Annotated in this window: 15 protein-coding genes; 9 read left to right on the top strand and 6 right to left on the bottom strand. The window is 61.2% G+C overall.

Annotated features, from left to right (window positions below):
• Positions 1-5: 5 nt before the first annotated feature.
• Positions 6-1400: a class II fumarate hydratase gene (locus H7995_RS24670; RefSeq protein WP_166591352.1), complete on the bottom strand. Its 1395-nt coding sequence runs from the start codon at positions 1398-1400 to the stop codon at positions 6-8.
• A gap of 193 nt (positions 1401-1593) precedes the next feature.
• On the opposite strand from H7995_RS24670, the gene H7995_RS24665 reads away from it, so the two are divergent.
• The 7 genes from H7995_RS24665 (at position 1594) to H7995_RS24635 (ending at position 9444) form a co-directional block, all read left to right on the top strand.
• Positions 1594-2115 carry a DUF2059 domain-containing protein gene (locus H7995_RS24665; protein ID WP_185819055.1) on the top strand — a complete coding sequence of 174 codons (522 nt, stop codon included), beginning with the start codon at positions 1594-1596 and terminating at the stop codon, positions 2113-2115.
• Between the two features lie 12 nt (positions 2116-2127).
• Positions 2128-2427 (top strand): BolA family protein, encoded by a 300-nt coding sequence (locus tag H7995_RS24660; RefSeq protein WP_095168004.1) that lies wholly within the window; start codon positions 2128-2130, stop codon positions 2425-2427.
• Positions 2428-2541: 114 nt separating this feature from the next.
• Positions 2542-3483, top strand: coding sequence for an oxygen-dependent tRNA uridine(34) hydroxylase TrhO (gene trhO, locus H7995_RS24655; RefSeq protein WP_166591354.1), 942 nt, complete (start codon positions 2542-2544; stop codon positions 3481-3483).
• Between the two features lie 36 nt (positions 3484-3519).
• Entirely contained in the window at positions 3520-4122 is a 603-nt protein-coding gene (locus H7995_RS24650) for a DsbA family protein (protein ID WP_178117407.1), read from the top strand.
• Positions 4115-5932 carry an ABC transporter ATP-binding protein gene (locus H7995_RS24645; RefSeq protein WP_166591356.1) on the top strand — a complete coding sequence of 606 codons (1818 nt, stop codon included), beginning with the start codon at positions 4115-4117 and terminating at the stop codon, positions 5930-5932. Before H7995_RS24650 ends, H7995_RS24645 begins: the two co-directional genes overlap by 8 nt.
• 211 nt (positions 5933-6143) lie before the next feature.
• Positions 6144-8603, top strand: coding sequence for an EAL domain-containing protein (locus H7995_RS24640; RefSeq protein WP_166591357.1), 2460 nt, complete (start codon positions 6144-6146; stop codon positions 8601-8603).
• A 79-nt stretch (positions 8604-8682) separates the two neighbouring features.
• Positions 8683-9444: an iron-containing redox enzyme family protein gene (locus H7995_RS24635; protein ID WP_206684739.1), complete on the top strand. Its 762-nt coding sequence runs from the start codon at positions 8683-8685 to the stop codon at positions 9442-9444.
• Positions 9445-9529: 85 nt separating this feature from the next.
• Here the strand turns inward: H7995_RS24635 and H7995_RS24630 are convergent, their stop codons facing one another.
• From H7995_RS24630 to H7995_RS24610, 5 genes are all read right to left on the bottom strand, one after another.
• A complete protein-coding gene (locus tag H7995_RS24630; protein WP_166591359.1) occupies positions 9530-10456 on the bottom strand; it encodes a GGDEF domain-containing protein in 927 nt (308 codons plus the stop codon).
• A gap of 249 nt (positions 10457-10705) precedes the next feature.
• Positions 10706-11446: a YciK family oxidoreductase gene (locus tag H7995_RS24625; RefSeq protein WP_166591360.1), complete on the bottom strand. Its 741-nt coding sequence runs from the start codon at positions 11444-11446 to the stop codon at positions 10706-10708.
• Positions 11447-11541: 95 nt separating this feature from the next.
• The gene (mupP, locus tag H7995_RS24620; protein WP_166591361.1) at positions 11542-12213 is read right to left on the bottom strand and encodes an N-acetylmuramic acid 6-phosphate phosphatase MupP; all 672 of its coding nucleotides are present in this window, start codon (positions 12211-12213) and stop codon (positions 11542-11544) included.
• Between the two features lie 4 nt (positions 12214-12217).
• Positions 12218-12916, bottom strand: coding sequence for a bifunctional 2-polyprenyl-6-hydroxyphenol methylase/3-demethylubiquinol 3-O-methyltransferase UbiG (gene ubiG, locus H7995_RS24615; protein ID WP_182341636.1), 699 nt, complete (start codon positions 12914-12916; stop codon positions 12218-12220).
• Between the two features lie 63 nt (positions 12917-12979).
• Complete coding sequence (locus H7995_RS24610) at positions 12980-14311, bottom strand: TRZ/ATZ family hydrolase (protein ID WP_185819053.1); 1332 nt, start codon at positions 14309-14311, stop codon at positions 12980-12982.
• A gap of 108 nt (positions 14312-14419) precedes the next feature.
• Here H7995_RS24610 and mtnA point away from each other — a divergent pair, with 108 nt between their 5' ends.
• Both mtnA and gyrA read left to right on the top strand, forming a co-directional pair.
• Positions 14420-15496 (top strand): S-methyl-5-thioribose-1-phosphate isomerase, encoded by a 1077-nt coding sequence (mtnA, locus tag H7995_RS24605; protein WP_185819052.1) that lies wholly within the window; start codon positions 14420-14422, stop codon positions 15494-15496.
• Positions 15497-15876: 380 nt separating this feature from the next.
• Positions 15877-18531 carry a DNA gyrase subunit A gene (gene gyrA / locus H7995_RS24600; RefSeq protein ID WP_166591365.1) on the top strand — a complete coding sequence of 885 codons (2655 nt, stop codon included), beginning with the start codon at positions 15877-15879 and terminating at the stop codon, positions 18529-18531.
• Positions 18532-18565: the final 34 nt, after the last annotated feature.

The raw sequence follows: 18565 nt of genomic DNA, 5'->3' as shown, positions 1-18565 counted from the left end.
CGGACTCAGCCCTGCTTGCCGGCCTCCAGCATGTTTTCCGGACGCACCCAGGCATCGAACTGCTCGTCCGTCAGGTAGCCCAACTGCAACGCCGCCTCACGTAGGGTCAACCCCTCGCTGTAGGCTTTCTTGGCGATTTCCGCCGACTTGTCATAACCGATGTGCGGGTTCAGCGCGGTCACCAGCATCAAGCCTCGTTCCAGGTGCGCGGCCATTTGCCCGGCATCCGGTTCCAGGCCGGCGATGCAGTGCAGTTGGAAGTTACTGCAGCCGTCGGCGAGCAAACGGATCGATTGCAGCAGGTTGTGGATGATCACCGGCTTGAACACGTTCAACTGCAGGTGACCTTGGCTGGCGGCAAAGCCGATCGCCACGTCGTTACCCATCACCTGGCACGCCAGCATCGACAGGGCTTCGCACTGGGTCGGGTTGACCTTGCCGGGCATGATCGAACTGCCCGGTTCGTTGGCCGGCAGCTTGACCTCGGCGAAACCGGCGCGCGGTCCGGAGCCAAGCAGGCGCAGGTCGTTGGCGAGTTTCATCAGGGTCACGGCGAGGGTTTTCAGTGCGCCGGACAGGGTGGTCAGCGGCTCATGACCGGCCAGCGCGGCGAACTTGTTCGGTGCGGTGACAAACGGCAGGCCGGAGAGGGCGGCCAGTTCCGCGGCAATCGCTTCGCCAAAACCATGGGGCGAATTGAGCCCGGTGCCGACGGCGGTCCCACCTTGGGCCAGCTCGCAGACGGCCGGCAAGGCGCTGCGAATTGCCCGCTCGGCGTAGTCGAGCTGGGCGATGAAGGCGGAAATCTCTTGGCCGAAGGTGATCGGCGTGGCATCCATCAGGTGGGTACGCCCGGTCTTCACCAGCTTCATGTGGCGCGCCGCCAGCTCGGCCAGGCCGCCGGACAGTTCGTTGATCGACGGCAGCAGGTGCTGTTGCACGGCCTGCACCGTGGCAATGTGCATGGCCGTGGGGAAGCAGTCGTTGGAGCTCTGCGAGCGGTTGACGTGATCGTTCGGGTGCACTGGCGCTTTGCCGCCGCGGGGGTTGCCGGCCAGTTCGTTGGCACGACCTGCAATCACCTCGTTGACGTTCATGTTGCTCTGGGTACCGCTGCCAGTTTGCCAGACCACCAGGGGGAACTGCTCGTCGTGCTCGCCGTCGAGTACTTCGTCGGCCGCCTGTTCGATCAGTCGGGCAATATCGGCCGGCAGGTCACCATTACGGTCATTGACCCGGGCCGCCGCTTTCTTGATCAGCGCCAGGGCGTGCAGCACCGCCAGCGGCATGCGTTCGTTACCAATCGCGAAGTTGATCAGCGAGCGTTGGGTCTGCGCGCCCCAGTAGGCGTCATCCGGGACTTCAACCTGGCCAAGGCTGTCTGTTTCAATACGGCTCATGGGTCACATTCCTTCAGGGTTGATAGCGAAGTTTAGGTGCTGATTGTCGCTGGGGGTTCCATCAGTCGATTTTTCTACCGTTGGGTTGCTGCAAATCAGGCCCGGCACGGGGGAGGGGTTGAGCGCACGCGTTTTTTAGGCGCAGAATGGCTCCCCTTGGGGTTTTACCTCGCTTGCTAGAAAAGGAAACTCGATGACCCGTCTTCGTGCCATCTGTACCGCGGTTGCCCTGGTCTGCGCCAGCGGCCAGGCCTTCGCCGATACCGCCAGCCACAATGCCAGCGCCGAGGCTTTCCTGACCCTGGCGCATGCCGACAAGCTGGGTACCCCGGTGTACATGCAGGTGCAGCAGATGTTTGCCCAGCGCTTTGCCCAGACCAAGGCCCCGGAGTCGAAAAAGGCCGTGCTGGAAACCTACCAGGCCAAGGCCAACGCCGCGCTGGACCAAGCCATCGGCTGGAAAAAGCTCAAACCGGACATGGTCAAGCTGTACACCAGCAACTTCAGCGAATCCGAACTCAAGGACCTGGTTGCGTTCTACAAGTCGCCACTGGGCAAGAAAGTCCTGGAAAAAATGCCCCAACTGACTCAGCAATCGGCGCAGATGACCCAGGCCAAGCTGGAAAGCGCGGTACCGGTGGTCAACAAACTGCTGGCCGACATGACCAACGAACTTGATCCAAAAGCCGCGGCAGATGCCAAGAAAAAGCCCTGACCGGAGCCCGTGATGACCATGCAACAACGTATTGAGACGACGCTGAACGCGTTGCTACCCGTGCACCTGGATGTGCTGGACGAAAGCCACATGCACAGCCGCGGATTGCAGACCCACTTCAAGGCGGTGGTGGTCAGCGAACAGTTCGCCGGGCTCAACAGCGTCAAACGCCACCAGAAGGTCTACGCCACCTTGGGCGACCTGATGGGGGAGTTTCACGCGTTGGCGCTGCACACCTACACCCCTGAGGAGTGGGCCAAGACCGGTGCGGCGCCTGCCTCGCCGACCTGTGCCGGTGGCAGCAAGCACTGACCGCCTACAGGCAAGCGGATTTTTGTTAGACTACGCAGCGCGCCGGTTATGCCGGCGCGTTTTTTTTCGCATCCGGTTCACCCTTTACGAGGGTAGCCACCTGGAGAAATACCCATGACACAACAGATTGTCGTGGCGGCACTGTATAAGTTCGTCACCCTGGAAGATTACGTCGCGCTGCGCGAGCCCCTGCTGCAGGCGATGGTCGACAACGGCATCAAAGGTACCCTGCTGATTGCCGAGGAAGGCATCAACGGCACGGTTTCCGGCAGCCGCGAAGGCATCGACGGCCTGATGGCCTGGCTCAAGAACGATCCGCGCATGGACGATATCGACCACAAGGAATCGTACTGCGACGAGCAGCCGTTCTACCGCACCAAGGTCAAGCTCAAGAAAGAGATCGTGACCCTGGGCGTCGAAGGCGTCGACCCGAACAAGAAAGTCGGCACCTACGTCGAGCCCCAGGACTGGAACGCCTTGATCAGCGACCCGCAAGTGCTGTTGATCGATACCCGTAACGACTACGAGGTCTCGATCGGCACTTTTGAAGGGGCGATCGACCCGAAGACCACCAGCTTTCGCGAATTTCCCGACTACATCAAAGCCAACTTCGATCCGGCCAAGCACAAGAAGGTCGCGATGTTCTGCACCGGAGGCATCCGCTGTGAGAAGGCGTCGAGCTACATGCTCAGCCAGGGCTTCGATGAGGTCTTCCACCTCAAGGGCGGGATCCTCAAGTACCTCGAAGAGGTGCCGCAGGAAGAAACCAAATGGCAGGGCGACTGCTTTGTGTTCGATAACCGGGTCACCGTTCGCCACGACTTGAGCGAAGGCGACTACGATCAATGTCATGCCTGCCGTACACCTGTCAGCGTCGAAGACCGTGCGTCCGAGCACTACGTGGCCGGCATCAGTTGCCCCCACTGCTGGGACAAGCTGAGCGAGAAAACCCGTCGCAGTGCGATCGACCGGCAAAAGCAGATTGAACTGGCCAAGGCGCGAAACCAGCCGCACCCGATTGGCTACAACTACAAGCAATCCAGCACCGAGGCCTGAACCATGACCGCGCGCCTGCTCTATGTAATGGACCCGATGTGTTCCTGGTGCTGGGGGTTCGCTCCGGTGGCCGAGGCATTGGCCTTGCAGGCGCAGGCCGCCGGCGTGGATGTGCACCTGGTGGTCGGCGGCTTGCGCACCGGCAGTGGCTCGGCGCTGGAGCCCACCACCCGGCGCTACATTCTTGAGCATTGGCAGGCCGTCAACGACGCCACCGGCCAACCGTTCAAGCTCGACGGTGCACTGGCGGAGGGTTTTGTCTATGACACCGAGCCTGCCTGTCGCGCGCTGGTCACGGCTCGCAGCCTGGCACCGGATTGCGCCTGGCAGTTGCTCAAGCTGATCCAGCAGGCGTTTTATGCACAGGGTCGCGACGTCACCCATGCCAGCGTGCTGGTGGAGTTGGCCGAGCAAGCGGGCTTGCCGCGGATCGAATTCGCCGCGGCCTTCGACCGTGCCGACCAGCACGCCGCCACGGCGGCGGATTTCACCTGGGTCCAGGACCTGGGGATTGCCGGCTTCCCGACCTTGTTGGCCGAGCGTAACGGTCAACTGGCCTTGTTGACCAATGGCTACCAGCCACTTAGCGAGCTGTCCCCATTGCTCGGCCGCTGGCTGGAGCGTGCTGCCTGTGTATGACCGGCCTGACGCCGAACAGCCACCGGAGCGAGTCGATCGGCTGAGTTGGGCACACATCCGTCGCCTCGCCCTGCGGCATAAAAAAGCCTTGTGGATCGCCAACGGTGTCGCCGTCCTGGCGACCCTGTGCAGCGTGCCGATTCCCTTGCTGCTGCCGTTGCTGGTGGATGAGGTGTTGCTGGGCAATGGTGATGCGGCGCTGAAGGTGATGAACCACGCGCTGCCCCAGGCCTGGCAAAGCGCCGCCGGTTATATCGGCCTGATGTTGCTGATCACCCTGACCCTGCGTTGCGCGGCGTTGTTGTTCAACGTGGTGCAGGCGCGGCTGTTTGCGGGCTTGGCCAAGGACATCGTGTATCGCATTCGCCTGCGCCTGATCGAGCGCCTCAAGTGCATTTCCCTGGGAGAGTATGAAAGCCTGGGCAGCGGCACGGTGACCACCCACCTGGTCACCGACCTGGACACGGTCGACAAGTTTGTCGGCGAGACCCTCAGCCGGTTCCTCGTGGCCATGCTGACGTTGGTGGGCACGGCGGCGATCCTGGTCTGGATGCACTGGCAGCTCGCACTGCTGATTCTGTTGTTCAACCCACTGGTGATCTACGCCACGGTGCAGTTGGGCAAGCGGGTCAAGCACCTGAAGAAGCTGGAGAACGACAGCACCTCGCGGTTCACCCAGGCGCTGACCGAGACCCTGGACGCGATTCAGGAAATCCGTGCCGGCAACCGCCAGGGCTTTTTCCTCGGTCGCCTCGGCACCCGTGCCCGGGACGTGCGCAACTATGCGGTCAATTCCCAGTGGAAAACCGACGCCTCGAGCCGCGCCAGTGGCTTGCTGTTCCAGTTCGGCATCGACATCTTTCGTGCGGCAGCGATGCTCACGGTACTGTTTTCCGACCTGTCCATCGGCCAGATGCTGGCGGTGTTTAGCTACCTGTGGTTCATGATTGGTCCGGTCGAACAACTGCTTAATCTGCAATACGCCTATTACGCAGCCGGCGGTGCCCTGACGCGCATCAATGAGCTGCTGTCGCGCGCCGACGAGCCGCAGTACCCGGGAGGGATCGATCCGTTCAAGGGGCGCGAGACGGTCGGCATCGAAGTGCAGGGCCTGAGTTTCAGCTATGGCGACGAGCCGGTGCTGGATCAGATGAACCTGTCCATTGCGCCTGGAGAAAAAGTCGCCATCGTCGGGGCCAGTGGTGGCGGTAAAAGCACCTTGGTGCAATTGCTCCTGGGGCTTTACACCCCCCAGGGCGGCGAAATCCGTTTTGGCGGTGTCACCCAGCACGACATTGGCCTGGAAACCATACGGGAGCATGTCGCGGTGGTGCTGCAGCACCCGGCGCTGTTCAACGACAGTATTCGCGCCAACCTGACCATGGGCCGCGAGCGCAGTGATGAAGCCTGCTGGCAGGCCCTGCAGATCGCCCAGCTCGATGCCACCGTCAAGGGCCTGCCCCAAGGGCTGGACAGCATCGTCGGGCGATCCGGGGTGCGTTTGTCCGGTGGCCAGCGACAACGCCTGGCCATTGCCCGGATGGTGCTCGCCGAACCCAAGGTGGTGATTCTCGACGAGGCCACCTCGGCCCTCGACGCCGCCACCGAGTACAACCTGCACCTGGCGCTGGCGCGGTTTCTCAGTGGACGCACTACCTTGATCATTGCGCACCGCCTGTCTGCGGTGAAGCAGGCCGACCGGGTGCTGGTGTTTGATGGCGGGCAAATTGCCGAGGACGGCGACCACCAGCAGCTGATCGCTGACGGTGGCTTGTACGCTAAGCTGTATGGTCATTTGCAACAGCACTGAGGGCGATTAGCGCTCACTTTCCTGAAACTGGCGCACCCTGTTCAGGACTAGGCAACGAAACCCAAGGTTCGAGCGTTCAAGTGTTCTCGAGGTGGTATACCTCTATGAGCATTAAAAATGCTGCGGCTTGCCGGGAGTGAGATCGCCTCCTAGGCTAGCTGTAGCGAAATCGTGCAGACGACGATCAAGCAGTGCTAACGCAAGGGACCTCATGAAGCAAAAAAGGACTCTCGGGACACCTCGGTTGCTGGGCATCGTCTGGCCGTTTATTGCCGTCGTGCTATTTCAGGCCCTGCTCGGTGGTGTCAGCCTCTACACGCTGTCAGCGGTTCGCGGCTATGTGGCTGGCGAGAGCCTGTGGTCCAAGAGCCAGAAAGACGCGATCTACTACCTCAATCTGTACGCGGACAGCCGCGACGAGTCGATCTTTGGAAAATACCAGCAGGCCATGGCGGTGCCAGAAGGTGGCCATGAGCTGCGGGTTGCGCTGGACAGCGAGCCGCCGGACCGTGAAGCGGCCCGACGAGGCATTATCAAGGGGGGTAATCACCCCGACGATGTACCGAGCCTGATCTGGTTGTACTTGAATTTTCGCCATTTCAGCTATCTGGAAATCGCTATCGATCGTTGGATCGAGGGTGATGCGTATCTGGTCCAACTGGACGAAGTCGCCCGGGAGATGCATGAGCGCATCATCCACAACCAGGCCACCGACGCGGACATGGCGCGTTGGAAGGCGCGGATATTTGCCATCAATGAAGGTGTAACTCCCGCCGCCAAGGCCTTCAGCGATGCACTGGGCGAGGGCTCGCGGGTGATTCTGCGGTGGCTGCTGTTCACCAACCTGGCGACTGCACTCGGCCTGATTGCCCTGGCCTTGCTGCGGACCCACAAACTGCTGGCCCAGCGCCACGCGTTTGCCGATGCCCTGCAACTGGAAAAAGAGCGCGCGCAAATTACCTTGCAGTCCATTGGCGACGGCGTGATCACCACCGATGTGGAGGGCGCCATCGCCTACATGAACCCGGCGGCTGAAGCGCTGACCCACTGGAAGGCCGCACAGGCCGTCGGCCTGCCGCTGGCGGCGTTGTTCAATCTGCTGGATGAAAACGCCCAGGCCGATGGGTTCAGCCTGATTGAGCACATTCTCAGCGGCCAGCTCAGTGGCAGCAGCGAGCACGCCATGCTGATCCAGCGTCTGGACGGCAGTACGGTGTCGGTGACCCTGGTCGGGTCGCCGATTCACACGGCCGGCAAGGTCAGTGGCACGGTGTTGGTGTTGCATGACATGACCCAGGAGCGGCAATACATCGCCAACCTTTCCTGGCAGGCGACCCACGATGCCTTGACCGGCCTGGCCAACCGCCGCGAATTCGAGTTTCGCCTGGAGCAGGCGCTGCTTAACCTGACACGCCAACCGGGGCGACATGCCCTGATGTTCCTCGACCTCGATCAATTCAAGCTGGTCAATGACACCTGTGGCCATGCTGCCGGCGATGAGTTGTTGCGACACATCTGTGCCTTGCTGCAGTCGGGATTGCGCGAGGGTGACACCCTGGCTCGGCTGGGGGGCGACGAGTTCGGCATTCTCCTGGAGAACTGCTCGCCGGAGTCTTCGGAGAGAATCGCCGAAATCCTGCGCCAGACTGTGCAAAACCTGCATTTTGTCTGGAAAGGCCGGCCATTCGTGACCACTGTCAGTATCGGTGTGGTGCACGTCGCGCAGAATCCAACGACCCTGGAATCCCTGTTGCGGGCCGCGGACATGGCGTGCTACATGGCCAAGGAGAAGGGCCGTAACCGCGTGCAGCTGTACCACGTAGACGATTCGGAGTTGTCGCTGCGGTTTGGCGAAATGGCCTGGGTGCAGCGTTTGCACATGGCCCTTGAAGAAAATCGCTTCTGTTTGTACGCCCAGGAAATCGCCACCTTGGGGCACGTCGAGACAGGCGGTGGGCATGTCGAAATTCTGTTGCGCCTGCATGACGAAGCCGGGCGAATGATATTGCCCAACTCGTTCATTCCCGCCGCCGAGCGTTATGGCTTGATGACTTCCCTGGATCGCTGGGTGGTGGAGAATGTATTCAAGATAATTGCCCAGTGTATAGCCCAACAACATGAAGCGCCGATGGCGATGTGTGCGATTAATCTGTCAGGCATTACTATTGGTGATGATGATTTTTTAATCTTCTTGCGTCAGCAGTTTGTAATTCATCGTATTCCGCCTGAAATGATTTGTTTTGAAATTACTGAAACCAGTGCTATTTCAAATTTAGCCAGTGCAATTAAATTTATTAATGAACTCAAGGGTTTGGGTTGCTACTTTTCCCTTGATGATTTTTGTGCCGGAATGTCATCGTTCGCGTATCTGAAACACTTACCTGTAGACTTTCTGAAGATCGACGGAAGTTTCGTCAGGGATATGCTGGACGACCCGATTAACCGCGCAATGGTCGAAGTGATCAACCACATTGGTCATGTCATGGGTAAGCGCACGATTGCCGAATTTGTTGAAACCCCGCAGATCGAGCAGGCCTTGCTGGAGATCGGTGTGGATTATGCTCAGGGTTACAACATTGAACGACCGCAATTGTTTACCACAGACAGCCTGCTCTGTCGGCCGAGTCGACCTCGGCCATTGTTGTTCAAGGCGCCCGGTACGTTCCGTTGAAGTTGTCTGTCGATCTGTAACCATCACAATCAAAAGGAGTGCGACAGTGATCGATACATTCAACAGGACCGGCCCGCTCATGGAAGCTGCTAGTTATCCCGCCTGGGCTCAGCAATTGATTCAGGCGTGCAGCGAGAGTAAGCGCCGGGTGGTCGAGCATGAACTTTACCACCGCATGCGCGACAACCAACTCAGCGCCCGGACCATGCGCCAATACTTGATTGGTGGCTGGCCGGTGGTGGAACAGTTTGCACTGTATATGGCGCAGAACCTGACCAAGACCCGCTTTGCCCGGCACCCGGGCGAGGACATGGCGCGCCGCTGGTTGATGCGTAATATTCGGGTTGAGCTCAACCATGCCGACTATTGGCTGCACTGGAGTCGTGCCCATGGCGTCAGCCTGGAGGATTTGCAGGCGCAACAGGTGCCTGCGGAGCTGCATGCGCTGAGTCATTGGTGTTGGCATACCAGTTCGTCCGACTCGTTGATCGTCGCCATCGCCGCCACCAACTATGCGATCGAGGGGGCGACAGGGGAGTGGTCGGCGCTGGTCTGTTCCAACGGGATCTATGCGGCCTCATTTGCCGATGAGGAGCGCAAGCGCGCCATGAAGTGGCTGAAGATGCACGCGCAGTACGATGATGCTCATCCATGGGAGGCGCTGGAGATCATCTGCACGCTTGCCGGCCATAACCCCAGCAAGGCGCTGCAGGAAGAACTGCGCCAAGCCGTGTGCAAAAGCTACGACTACATGTACCTGTTCCTGGAGCGGTGCCTGCAACTGGAGTTCGTCCACACGCCCAGCATAGTTCGTGGGCGCATGGCGATGGCCGAAGGCTGACGGCGCGGCCTCTGTAGCAACTGCCGAAGGCTGCGTTGGGTTGCGCAGCGACCCCCCCGACATTCTCAAGCAGGGTGACGGGGGACTATCCCGCCATCGCCAGGCGGTTGCGCCCCTCGCGCTTGGCCACGTACAGGGCGCTGTCAGCACGGCGCAGCAGACTGTCAGCCGACTCTGCGGGGAGCAGGGTCGAGCAGCCGAGGCTGACGGTCAGTTCGATCTGCTTGCCCTCTACCTGGTAATCCGCCATCTGTGAGCTGTAGCGCAGGCGTTCGCCGACCATGGCCGCGGCTTCGCGGCTGGTATTGGACAGCAGGATCAAAAACTCCTCGCCACCGAAACGAAAGACCATGTCGACGTTGCGCAGTTGGTTCTTGATCGACGTGGCGACGGCCTTGAGGATCTGGTCGCCCGCCGCGTGGCCATGGCTGTCATTGACGCGCTTGAAGTGGTCGATATCCAGCATCAGCAGGGACAAGGGCTGCTGGTGACGCCGGGCCATGTGGATTTCTCGTTCCAGGGTCTGATCCATGGCAATGCGATTACCGGTGCCGGTCAGGGGGTCTCGCAGCGCGCTTTGCGTCGCCGCGCGATACAGCAGGGCGTTGCGCATCGGGAACAGCAAGGGCACCAGCAGGGCTTCGAGGTTGGCCTGTTCCTGTTCGCTGAAGCGTTGATTGCGCCGGAACACCAGTTCACCCAAGTGTTCGCCCTGATGGCTGAGGCTGTAGCTCACCGAGTGATGGCCGCGCTGGCCGAGCTCAAGGCGCAACTCGCTGGGTTCATGCCGATAGTGCAGGGCGTCCAGGGGAACGAGGCGCTGAACTTCGCGAAAAAACAGGCCGAGGATGCGCTGCGGCTCCAGGCTGGTTTGCAATTGCAGGCCCATTTGCTGGCGCAACTGGCTCAGGCTCGCAGGGCGTTCCACAAGGGGTGGGATCTGGCCAAAACCCAGGCGTTGCAATTTGGCGCTATCAAAATCAATTGCGTGGGTCTGGGTCGGAGATTTCATATGGCGTGCGCCCCCAAGCAGGAATGCTGTCTGACAGGCTGGGTAACAGCGTGTTTGATGCAGATTTAGAGCGAAATGCGTGCCATCGGTTCATTTTCAGGAAAAACCGATTGCAATCAAATGCTTGAGTCACCCCGAGGGGGATGCCTGCGAGCAATGCGACGGTTGTTTGACTCAGCATAGCAGAATAGTGGCATCGGCTTGCTCCCGCCGCGACGGGAAGCCGTCGCGGCGGGCTGCGGCGCCAGCTTACTGGGCGTCGAACGCCTGGCCGTTGATGCCGCTGCTGTCCGGCCCCATCAGGTACAGGTAGACCGGCATGATCTCTTCCGGGGTCGGGTTGTTGTTCGGGTTTTCCCCGGGGTAGGCCTGGGCGCGCATGCTGGTGCGGGTGGCGCCCGGGTTGATGCTGTTGGCGCGGACCGGTGCGACGGTGTCGACTTCATCGGCAAGGGTCTGCATCAGGCCTTCGGTGGCGAACTTCGAGACGCCATACGCGCCCCAGTAGGCACGGCCCTTACGACCCACGCTGCTGGAGGTGAAGATCACCGAGGCGTCCTGGGACAGCTTGAGCAGGGGCAGCAGGGTGCTGGTGAGCATGAACATGGCGTTGACGTTGACTTGCATGACGCGCATGAAGTTTTCGCCGGACAGTTGCTCGATCGGCGTGCGTGGACCAATGATCGAAGCGTTGTGCAGCAGGCCGTCAAGGTGGCCAAACTCAGTCTCGATCATCGCCGCCAGCTCGTCGTACTGGTGCGGCAGGGCGGTTTCCAGGTTGAACGGGATCACTGCCGGTTGTGGGTGGCCCGCCGCTTCGATTTCGTCGTAGACCTGGGTCAGGTTGGCTTCGGTCTTGCCCAGCAGCAGCACGGTGGCGCCGTGAGCGGCGTAGGTTTTCGCGGCGGCTGCGCCGATCCCGCGGCCGGCACCGGTGACCAGGATGACCCGGTCCTTGAGCAATTCAGGGCGAGCGGAGTAATCAAACATAAAAAACCTCTACAAAAATTCTTCAGATCAGGTGCAACCCCGGTGGGGGCGCCGGTGCGGCTATCGCCAGCAGGTGCGCTCCCTTGGATCCCTGCTTAGCAACTGCACAGCGCGCTATCGAGCACCTTGCGTAACTCCAGCGGATGATCCACCACCACGTCCGCCCCCCAGTGCCGCGGGTTGTCGTCAGGGTGAATGTAGCCGTAGGTCACTGCAGCGGTGCGGGTGCCGGCATCGCGTCCGGACTCGATGTCGCGCAGGTCGTCGCCGACGAACAGGACGCTGGCCGGGTCGAGGTCGAGCATCTTGCACGCCAGGATCAGCGGTTCCGGGTCTGGCTTGCTGTTCTTCACGTGATCGGGGCAGATCAGCAGCGCCGAGCGCTCGGCCAGCCCCAGTTGTTGCATGATCGGTTCGGCAAAGCGCAGTGGCTTGTTGGTCACCACGCCCCAGATCAGATTGGCGTTCTCGATGTCGGCCAGCAGTTCGGCCATGCCATCGAACAGTGCGCTGTGGACCGCGCAGCCCTTGAGGTAGCGCTCGAGGAACTCCAGGCGCAGCGCCTCGAAGCCTGGCGCCTGCGGGTCCAGCATGAAGGTCGCGGCGACCATGGCCTTGGCCCCGCCGGAAATCTCGTCGCGGATGCGTTTGTCCGGGATCGCCGGCAGCCCGCGCTCGGCCAGCATGCCCTGGCAGATGGCGATGAAGTCCGGCGCGGTGTCGAGCAGGGTGCCGTCCATGTCGAAGAGAACTGCTCTGATGGCCATGGGCTTACTCCTCGCGCAGGGTCTGGATCATGTAGTTGACGTCAACGTCGGCGGCCAGCTTGTAGTGCTTGGTCAGCGGGTTGTAGGTCAGGCCGATGATGTCCTTGACGGTCAGGCCGGCCGCACGGCTCCAGGCGCCCAGTTCGGAAGGGCGGATGAATTTCTTGAAGTCGTGGGTGCCGCGCGGCAGCAGCTTCATGATGTATTCGGCGCCGACGATGGCGAACAGGTAGGCCTTCGGGTTGCGGTTGATGGTGGAGAAGAACACTTGGCCACCAGGCTTGACCATGCGGAAGCAGGCGCGGATCACCGAAGAAGGGTCGGGCACGTGCTCAAGCATTTCCAGGCAGGTGACCACGTCGAACTGCTCGGGCATTTCTTCCGCCAGGGCTTCGGCGGTGATCTGCCGATATTCCACGCTCACGCCCGACTCCAGTTGATGCAACTGGGCGACCGCCAGGGGCGCTTCCCCCATGTCGATACCCATCACGGTGGCGCCGCGCTGTGCCATGGATTCGCTGAGGATGCCGCCGCCGCAGCCGACGTCCAGGACTTTCTTGCCCGCCAGTTTGACGCGCTCGTCAATCCAGTTGACCCGCAGTGGGTTGATGTCGTGGAGGGGTTTGAACTCGCTTTCGCGGTCCCACCAGCGATGGGCCAGGGCCTCGAATTTGGCGATTTCAGCGTGGTCGACGTTGCTCATGGGTAATCCTCTGAATCTGAAATATTCTGCTGTCAGCCTTGAGGTTCAGCTCAAGGGTTCGTTCTATTCGGTGTGGCCGCTGATGCGTTGGCCCCAGGCGTTGGCCGTGGCGCATAGCTGTTGTTCATCGAGGCGCGTCAGGCGCCGGTCGTCGAGCAATTGCTTGCCGCCGACCCAAAGGTGTTTCACGCAGTCCCGGCCGGTGGCGTAGATCAGTTGCGATACGGGATCGTAGACCGGTTGCTGGGCCAGGCCGGACAGGTCGAAGGCCACCAGGTCGGCAAACTTGCCGACTTCCAGCGAGCCAGTCTGCTGCTCCAGACCCAGGGCGCGAGCGCCATTGAGGGTCGCCATGCGCAAGGCGCGATGGGCGTCCAGGGCGCTGGCGGAACCGGCAACGGCCTTGGCCAGCAGGGCGGCGGTGCGGGTTTCGCCCAGCAGGTCCAGGTCATTGTTGCTGGCGGCGCCATCGGTGCCGACCGCCACATTGACTCCGGCTTGCCACAAGCGCTCCACCGGGCAGAAGCCGCTGGCCAGTTTCAGGTTCGATTCCGGGCAGTGAATCACGCTGCTGTTGCTTTCTACCAGCAATGCCAGGTCATCTTCGCTGATCTGGGTCATGTGCACCGCCTGGAAGCGTGGCCCCAGCAGGCCCAGGCGTGCCAGGCGGGCCAATGGCCGTTCGCCGTGTTTTTCCAGTGCCTGCTGCACCTCGATCGCGGTTTCGTGAACGTGCATGTGGATGGCGGCGTCCAGTTCCTCGGCGATCACCCGGACTTTCTCCAGGGTTTCGTCGCCAACGGTGTAGGGTGCATGGGGGCCGAAGGCGATTTTGAGCCGTGGATGGTGCTTGAGGTCGCCGAACAGTTCGATGCCCTGGCGGATCGCCTCGTCGGCACTGCTGGCGCCGGGAATCGGGAAGTCGAGGATCGGAATCGCGATCTGTGCCCGTATGCCGCTGTTATGTACGCGCTCACTGGCAACTTTGGGGAAGAAGTACATGTCCGAGAAACAGGTGATGCCACCTTTGATCTGCTCGGCGATGGCCAGGTCGGTGCCGTCGCGCACGAAGGCTTCATCGACCCACTTGGCCTCGGCCGGCCAGATGTGCTGTTCGAGCCAGGTCATCAGTGGCAAGTCATCGGCCAGGCCGCGGAACAGGGTCATTGCTGCATGCCCGTGGGCGTTGATCAGCCCGGGGCTGAGGAGCATGCCTGGCAACTCCCGGACCTCGTGGGCGACGAGTTTGAGTGCAGCGCTGCGTGGACCGATGAAGGCAATTCGGCCGTCGCGGATCCCCAGGCCATGCTCTTTGAGCACCACGCCCGCCGGCTCGACAGGCACCAGCCAGGTCGGCAGCAAGAGGAGGTCGAGCGCGGCAACAGGGTTCGGCATCGAGGATTCGGTCCAGTGCTTTTGTAAAGGATGGCGAAGTATACCCGAGCGTCTTCGCGGGGGGATCGCTATAATCGACGGCTTTTGTTCATGAGTACGGGGTGAGGGATGCGCGATCGACTGTTGGCTGCTGAGAAGGTGAAGGCCATCGATTGGCGAGACGGCGCCCTGTACCTGCTGGATCAGCGCCTGCTGCCGTTCGAGGAACGCTGGATTGCCCATGCCACTGCGGCTCAGGTGGCCGAGGCCATTCGTGCCATGGTGGTGCGCGGCGCTCCGGCAATCGGCATCAGCGCCGCCTATGGCCTGGTGCTGGCCGCGCATGCCCGGTTTGCCGCAGGTGGCGACTGGCAGGCGGCGCTGGAAGAGGATTTTGCCCTATTGGCCGAATCCCGTCCGACCGCCGCCAATCTGTCCTGGGCTCTGGGGCGCATGCGCGAACGCCTGGTGCGACTCAAGACTCACGCCAACCCCTTGGCCGTGCTTGAGGCCGAAGCCCTGGCGATCCATGAAAGTGATCGTGAAGCCAACCTGACCATTGCCCAGTTGGGCGTCGACCTGATTCGCAAGCATCAGGGCAATGCGCAGACCATCCTCACCCATGGCAATGCCGGTGCGCTGGCCACGGGTGGTTTCGGCACGGCGCTTGGGGTCATTCGCGGGGCGTTCCTGGAGGGTATGGTCGAGCGGGTCTACGCCGACGAAACCCGGCCCTGGCTGCAAGGCTCGCGCCTGACTGCCTGGGAACTGGCCAACGAAGGCATTCCGGTGACCGTCAATGCCGATGCCGCCGCCGCCCATGTCATGAAGACCAAGGGGATTACCTGGGTGGTCGTCGGCGCTGACCGGATTGCCGCCAATGGCGATGTGGCCAGCCAGATCGGCACCTATCAATTGGCGGTCAATGCCATGCACCACGGCGTGCGCTTCATGGTGGTGGCGTCGAGTTCGACCATCGACATGAACCTGGCCAGCGGCGAGGACATCGTCCTTGAAGAGCGCGATGTCAGTGAGTTGCTCGAGGTGGGTGGCCGTCGGATCGGTGAGGGGGTCGAGGCCTTCAACCCGGTGTTCGACGTCACGCCGGCGGACCTGATCGATGCCATCATCACCGAAAAAGGCCTGGTCGAGCGGCCGGATACCGCGAAGATGGCGCAATTGATGTGCCGCAAGCGCCTGCATTGATGGGGTCGGGTGTCTGGGCGGTTGCTGTCGCAAGCAGGCTCGCGCCCACGGGTTTTGCGCGTAAACCCACAAACCAGCCTTAATCGAGCCTCGAATCTGCATTCGATAAGCCTCTAAGCTTCTCTCGTCCTCTTCAAGCCTGTCATCGGTCAACTAACTATGCTCCATGCGCATCAGGGGGATAGGTGCGTGGCGGCTCTTGTGATAACATCCGGCGGTTTCCAAGGTCGCCCCACGGGGTAACCTTTACTGCGCAGATCCATGGCATAACTCGTTGATTTGTCGTAAGTCGGTGCATGGCACTCAGCCTGCAGCGGCGAGCTTCGTTCGTCCCATCTGGATGTGACGAAGTTTCACCAGAAAAAGGAATCAGGCTTCTCATGGGCGAACTGGCCAAAGAAATCCTCCCGGTCAATATCGAAGACGAGCTGAAGCAGTCCTACCTCGACTACGCAATGAGCGTAATTGTCGGGCGGGCACTGCCTGATGCGCGCGATGGCTTGAAGCCCGTGCATCGGCGTGTGCTGTTCGCAATGAGCGAGCTGGGTAACGACTTCAACAAGCCGTACAAGAAATCTGCCCGTGTTGTCGGTGACGTGATCGGTAAGTATCACCCTCACGGTGATACCGCGGTGTACGACACCATCGTTCGGATGGCGCAGCCATTCTCGCTGCGTTACCTGCTGGTCGACGGCCAGGGCAACTTCGGTTCGGTCGACGGCGACAACGCCGCCGCGATGCGATACACCGAAGTGCGCATGACCAAGCTGGCGCACGAACTGCTGGCTGACCTGCACAAGGAAACCGTGGACTGGGTGCCGAACTACGACGGCACCGAAATGATCCCGGCGGTCATGCCGACCCGTATTCCCAACCTGCTGGTCAACGGCTCCAGCGGTATCGCCGTGGGCATGGCGACCAACATTCCGCCGCACAACCTCGGTGAAGTCATCGACGGTTGCCTGGCGCTCATCGACAATCCCGAGCTGACTGTCGACGAGCTGATGCAATACATCCCGGGTCCGGACTTCCCGACCGCTGCGATCATCAACGGTCGCGCCGGCATCATCGAAGCCTACCGTACCGGTCGCGGGCGCATTTACATGCGTGCCCGCTCGACGATCGAAGACATCGACAAGGTCGGTGGTCGCCAGCAGATCGTCATCACCGAATTGCCTTACCAGTTGAACAAGGCGCGTCTGATCGAGAAGATCGCCGAGCTGGTCAAAGAGAAGAAGCTGGAAGGCATCACCGAGCTGCGCGACGAGTCCGACAAGGACGGTATGCGCGTTGTGATCGAGTTGCGTCGCGGCGAAGTGCCAGAGGTGATTCTCAACAACCTCTACGCCCAGACCCAGTTGCAGGCAGTGTTCGGTATCAACATCGTCGCGCTGATTGATGGCCGTCCACGGATCCTCAACCTCAAGGACCTGCTGGAAGCCTTCGTGCGTCACCGTCGCGAAGTCGTGACCCGCCGTACCGTGTTCGAGCTGCGTAAAGCCCGCGAGCGTGGCCACATCCTGGAAGGCCAGGCGGTTGCCCTGTCGAACATCGACCCGGTCATCGCCCTGATCAAGGCATCGCCAACGCCGTCGGAAGCCAAGGAAGCGCTGATCAGCACGGCCTGGGAATCCTCTGCCGTGGTGGCGATGGTCGAGCGCGCTGGCGCCGATTCTTGCCGTCCAGAGACCCTGGACCCGCAATACGGCCTGCGCGATGGCAAGTACTTCCTGTCGCCGGAACAGGCGCAAGCCATTCTGGAGCTGCGCCTGCACCGCCTGACTGGCCTGGAGCACGAAAAGCTGCTGGCCGAGTATCAAGAGATCCTCAACCAGATCGGCGAGCTGATCCGCATCCTCAACAGCGCCACGCGCCTGATGGAAGTGATCCGCGAAGAACTGGAAGTGATCCGCGCCGAATACGGCGATGTGCGCCGCACCGAAATCCTCGATGCCCGTCTCGACTTGACCCTGGGTGACATGATCCCGGAAGAAGAGCGCGTCGTGACCATTTCCCACGGTGGCTACGCCAAGACCCAGCCATTGGCTGCGTACCAGGCCCAGCGTCGTGGCGGTAAAGGCAAGTCGGCGACTGGCGTCAAGGATGAGGACTACATCGCTCACCTGCTGGTTGCCAACAGCCACACCACGCTGCTGCTGTTCTCCAGCAAGGGCAAGGTGTACTGGCTGAAAACCTACGAAATTCCGGAAGCCTCCCGCGCTGCCCGTGGGCGTCCGCTGGTCAACCTGCTGCCGCTGGACAGTGATGAGTACATCACCACCATGTTGCCGGTCGAGGAATACACCGAAGGTCACTTCATCTTCATGGCAACCGCCAAAGGCACCGTGAAGAAGACCCCGCTGGAATCCTTCAGCCGTCAACGCAGTGTCGGCCTGATCGCGTTGGAGCTGGACGAAGGCGACGTGCTGATTTCCGCAGCCATCACCGATGGCGAGCGTGAAGTCATGCTGTTCTCTGACGGCGGCAAGGTCACTCGCTTCAAAGAGTCCGACGTCCGTGCCATGGGCCGTACCGCGCGCGGTGTGCGTGGTATGCGCCTGCCGGAAGGGCAGAAGCTGATTTCCATGCTGATCCCGGAAGAAGGCAGCCAGATCCTTACCGCTTCGGCGCGTGGTTACGGCAAGCGTACTGCCATCGGCGAGTTCCCGGAGTACAAGCGTGGCGGCCAGGGTGTGATCGCCATGGTCAGCAACGACCGCAACGGCCGCCTGGTGGGTGCCGTGCAGGTGCTCGACGGTGAGGAGATCATGCTGATTTCCGACCAGGGCACTCTGGTGCGTACCCGTGTCGACGAAGTCTCGAGCCTGGGTCGTAATACCCAGGGTGTGACCCTGATCAAGCTGGCCAGCGACGAAACGCTGGTGGGTCTGGAGCGGGTCCAGGAGCCGTCGGAAGTCGAAGGTGAAGAGCTGGAAGGCGAAGAGGGTGTGGTGTTCGACGGCGAAGTCGTGATCGACGACGTGGTTGACGATCAGCAACTCGATGCCGCCGCTGACGAAGAACCGCAAGAGTAAGCGGACAAACAGGGGGCGGATGAAAATTCGCCCC

Source organism: Pseudomonas kielensis (assembly GCF_014236655.1).
GTDB classification, from domain to species: domain Bacteria; phylum Pseudomonadota; class Gammaproteobacteria; order Pseudomonadales; family Pseudomonadaceae; genus Aquipseudomonas; species Aquipseudomonas kielensis.
The sequence above is the reverse complement of the archived record's forward strand: the minus strand, read 5'-3'. Positions and strand labels throughout refer to the sequence as shown.

Coding starts and splice junctions, on each gene's coding strand:
- H7995_RS24610 (WP_185819053.1), bottom strand. CDS start 14,311: ATGCCGAACCCTGTTGCCGCGCTCGACCTCCTCTTGCTGCCGACCTGG.
- ubiG (WP_182341636.1), bottom strand. CDS start 12,916: ATGAGCAACGTCGACCACGCTGAAATCGCCAAATTCGAGGCCCTGGCC.
- gyrA (WP_166591365.1), top strand. CDS start 15,877: ATGGGCGAACTGGCCAAAGAAATCCTCCCGGTCAATATCGAAGACGAG.
- H7995_RS24660 (WP_095168004.1), top strand. CDS start 2,128: ATGACCATGCAACAACGTATTGAGACGACGCTGAACGCGTTGCTACCC.
- H7995_RS24630 (WP_166591359.1), bottom strand. CDS start 10,456: ATGAAATCTCCGACCCAGACCCACGCAATTGATTTTGATAGCGCCAAA.
- mtnA (WP_185819052.1), top strand. CDS start 14,420: ATGCGCGATCGACTGTTGGCTGCTGAGAAGGTGAAGGCCATCGATTGG.
- H7995_RS24665 (WP_185819055.1), top strand. CDS start 1,594: ATGACCCGTCTTCGTGCCATCTGTACCGCGGTTGCCCTGGTCTGCGCC.
- H7995_RS24650 (WP_178117407.1), top strand. CDS start 3,520: ATGTGTTCCTGGTGCTGGGGGTTCGCTCCGGTGGCCGAGGCATTGGCC.
- H7995_RS24625 (WP_166591360.1), bottom strand. CDS start 11,446: ATGTTTGATTACTCCGCTCGCCCTGAATTGCTCAAGGACCGGGTCATC.
- H7995_RS24640 (WP_166591357.1), top strand. CDS start 6,144: ATGAAGCAAAAAAGGACTCTCGGGACACCTCGGTTGCTGGGCATCGTC.
- H7995_RS24635 (WP_206684739.1), top strand. CDS start 8,683: ATGGAAGCTGCTAGTTATCCCGCCTGGGCTCAGCAATTGATTCAGGCG.
- H7995_RS24670 (WP_166591352.1), bottom strand. CDS start 1,400: ATGAGCCGTATTGAAACAGACAGCCTTGGCCAGGTTGAAGTCCCGGAT.
- trhO (WP_166591354.1), top strand. CDS start 2,542: ATGACACAACAGATTGTCGTGGCGGCACTGTATAAGTTCGTCACCCTG.
- mupP (WP_166591361.1), bottom strand. CDS start 12,213: ATGGCCATCAGAGCAGTTCTCTTCGACATGGACGGCACCCTGCTCGAC.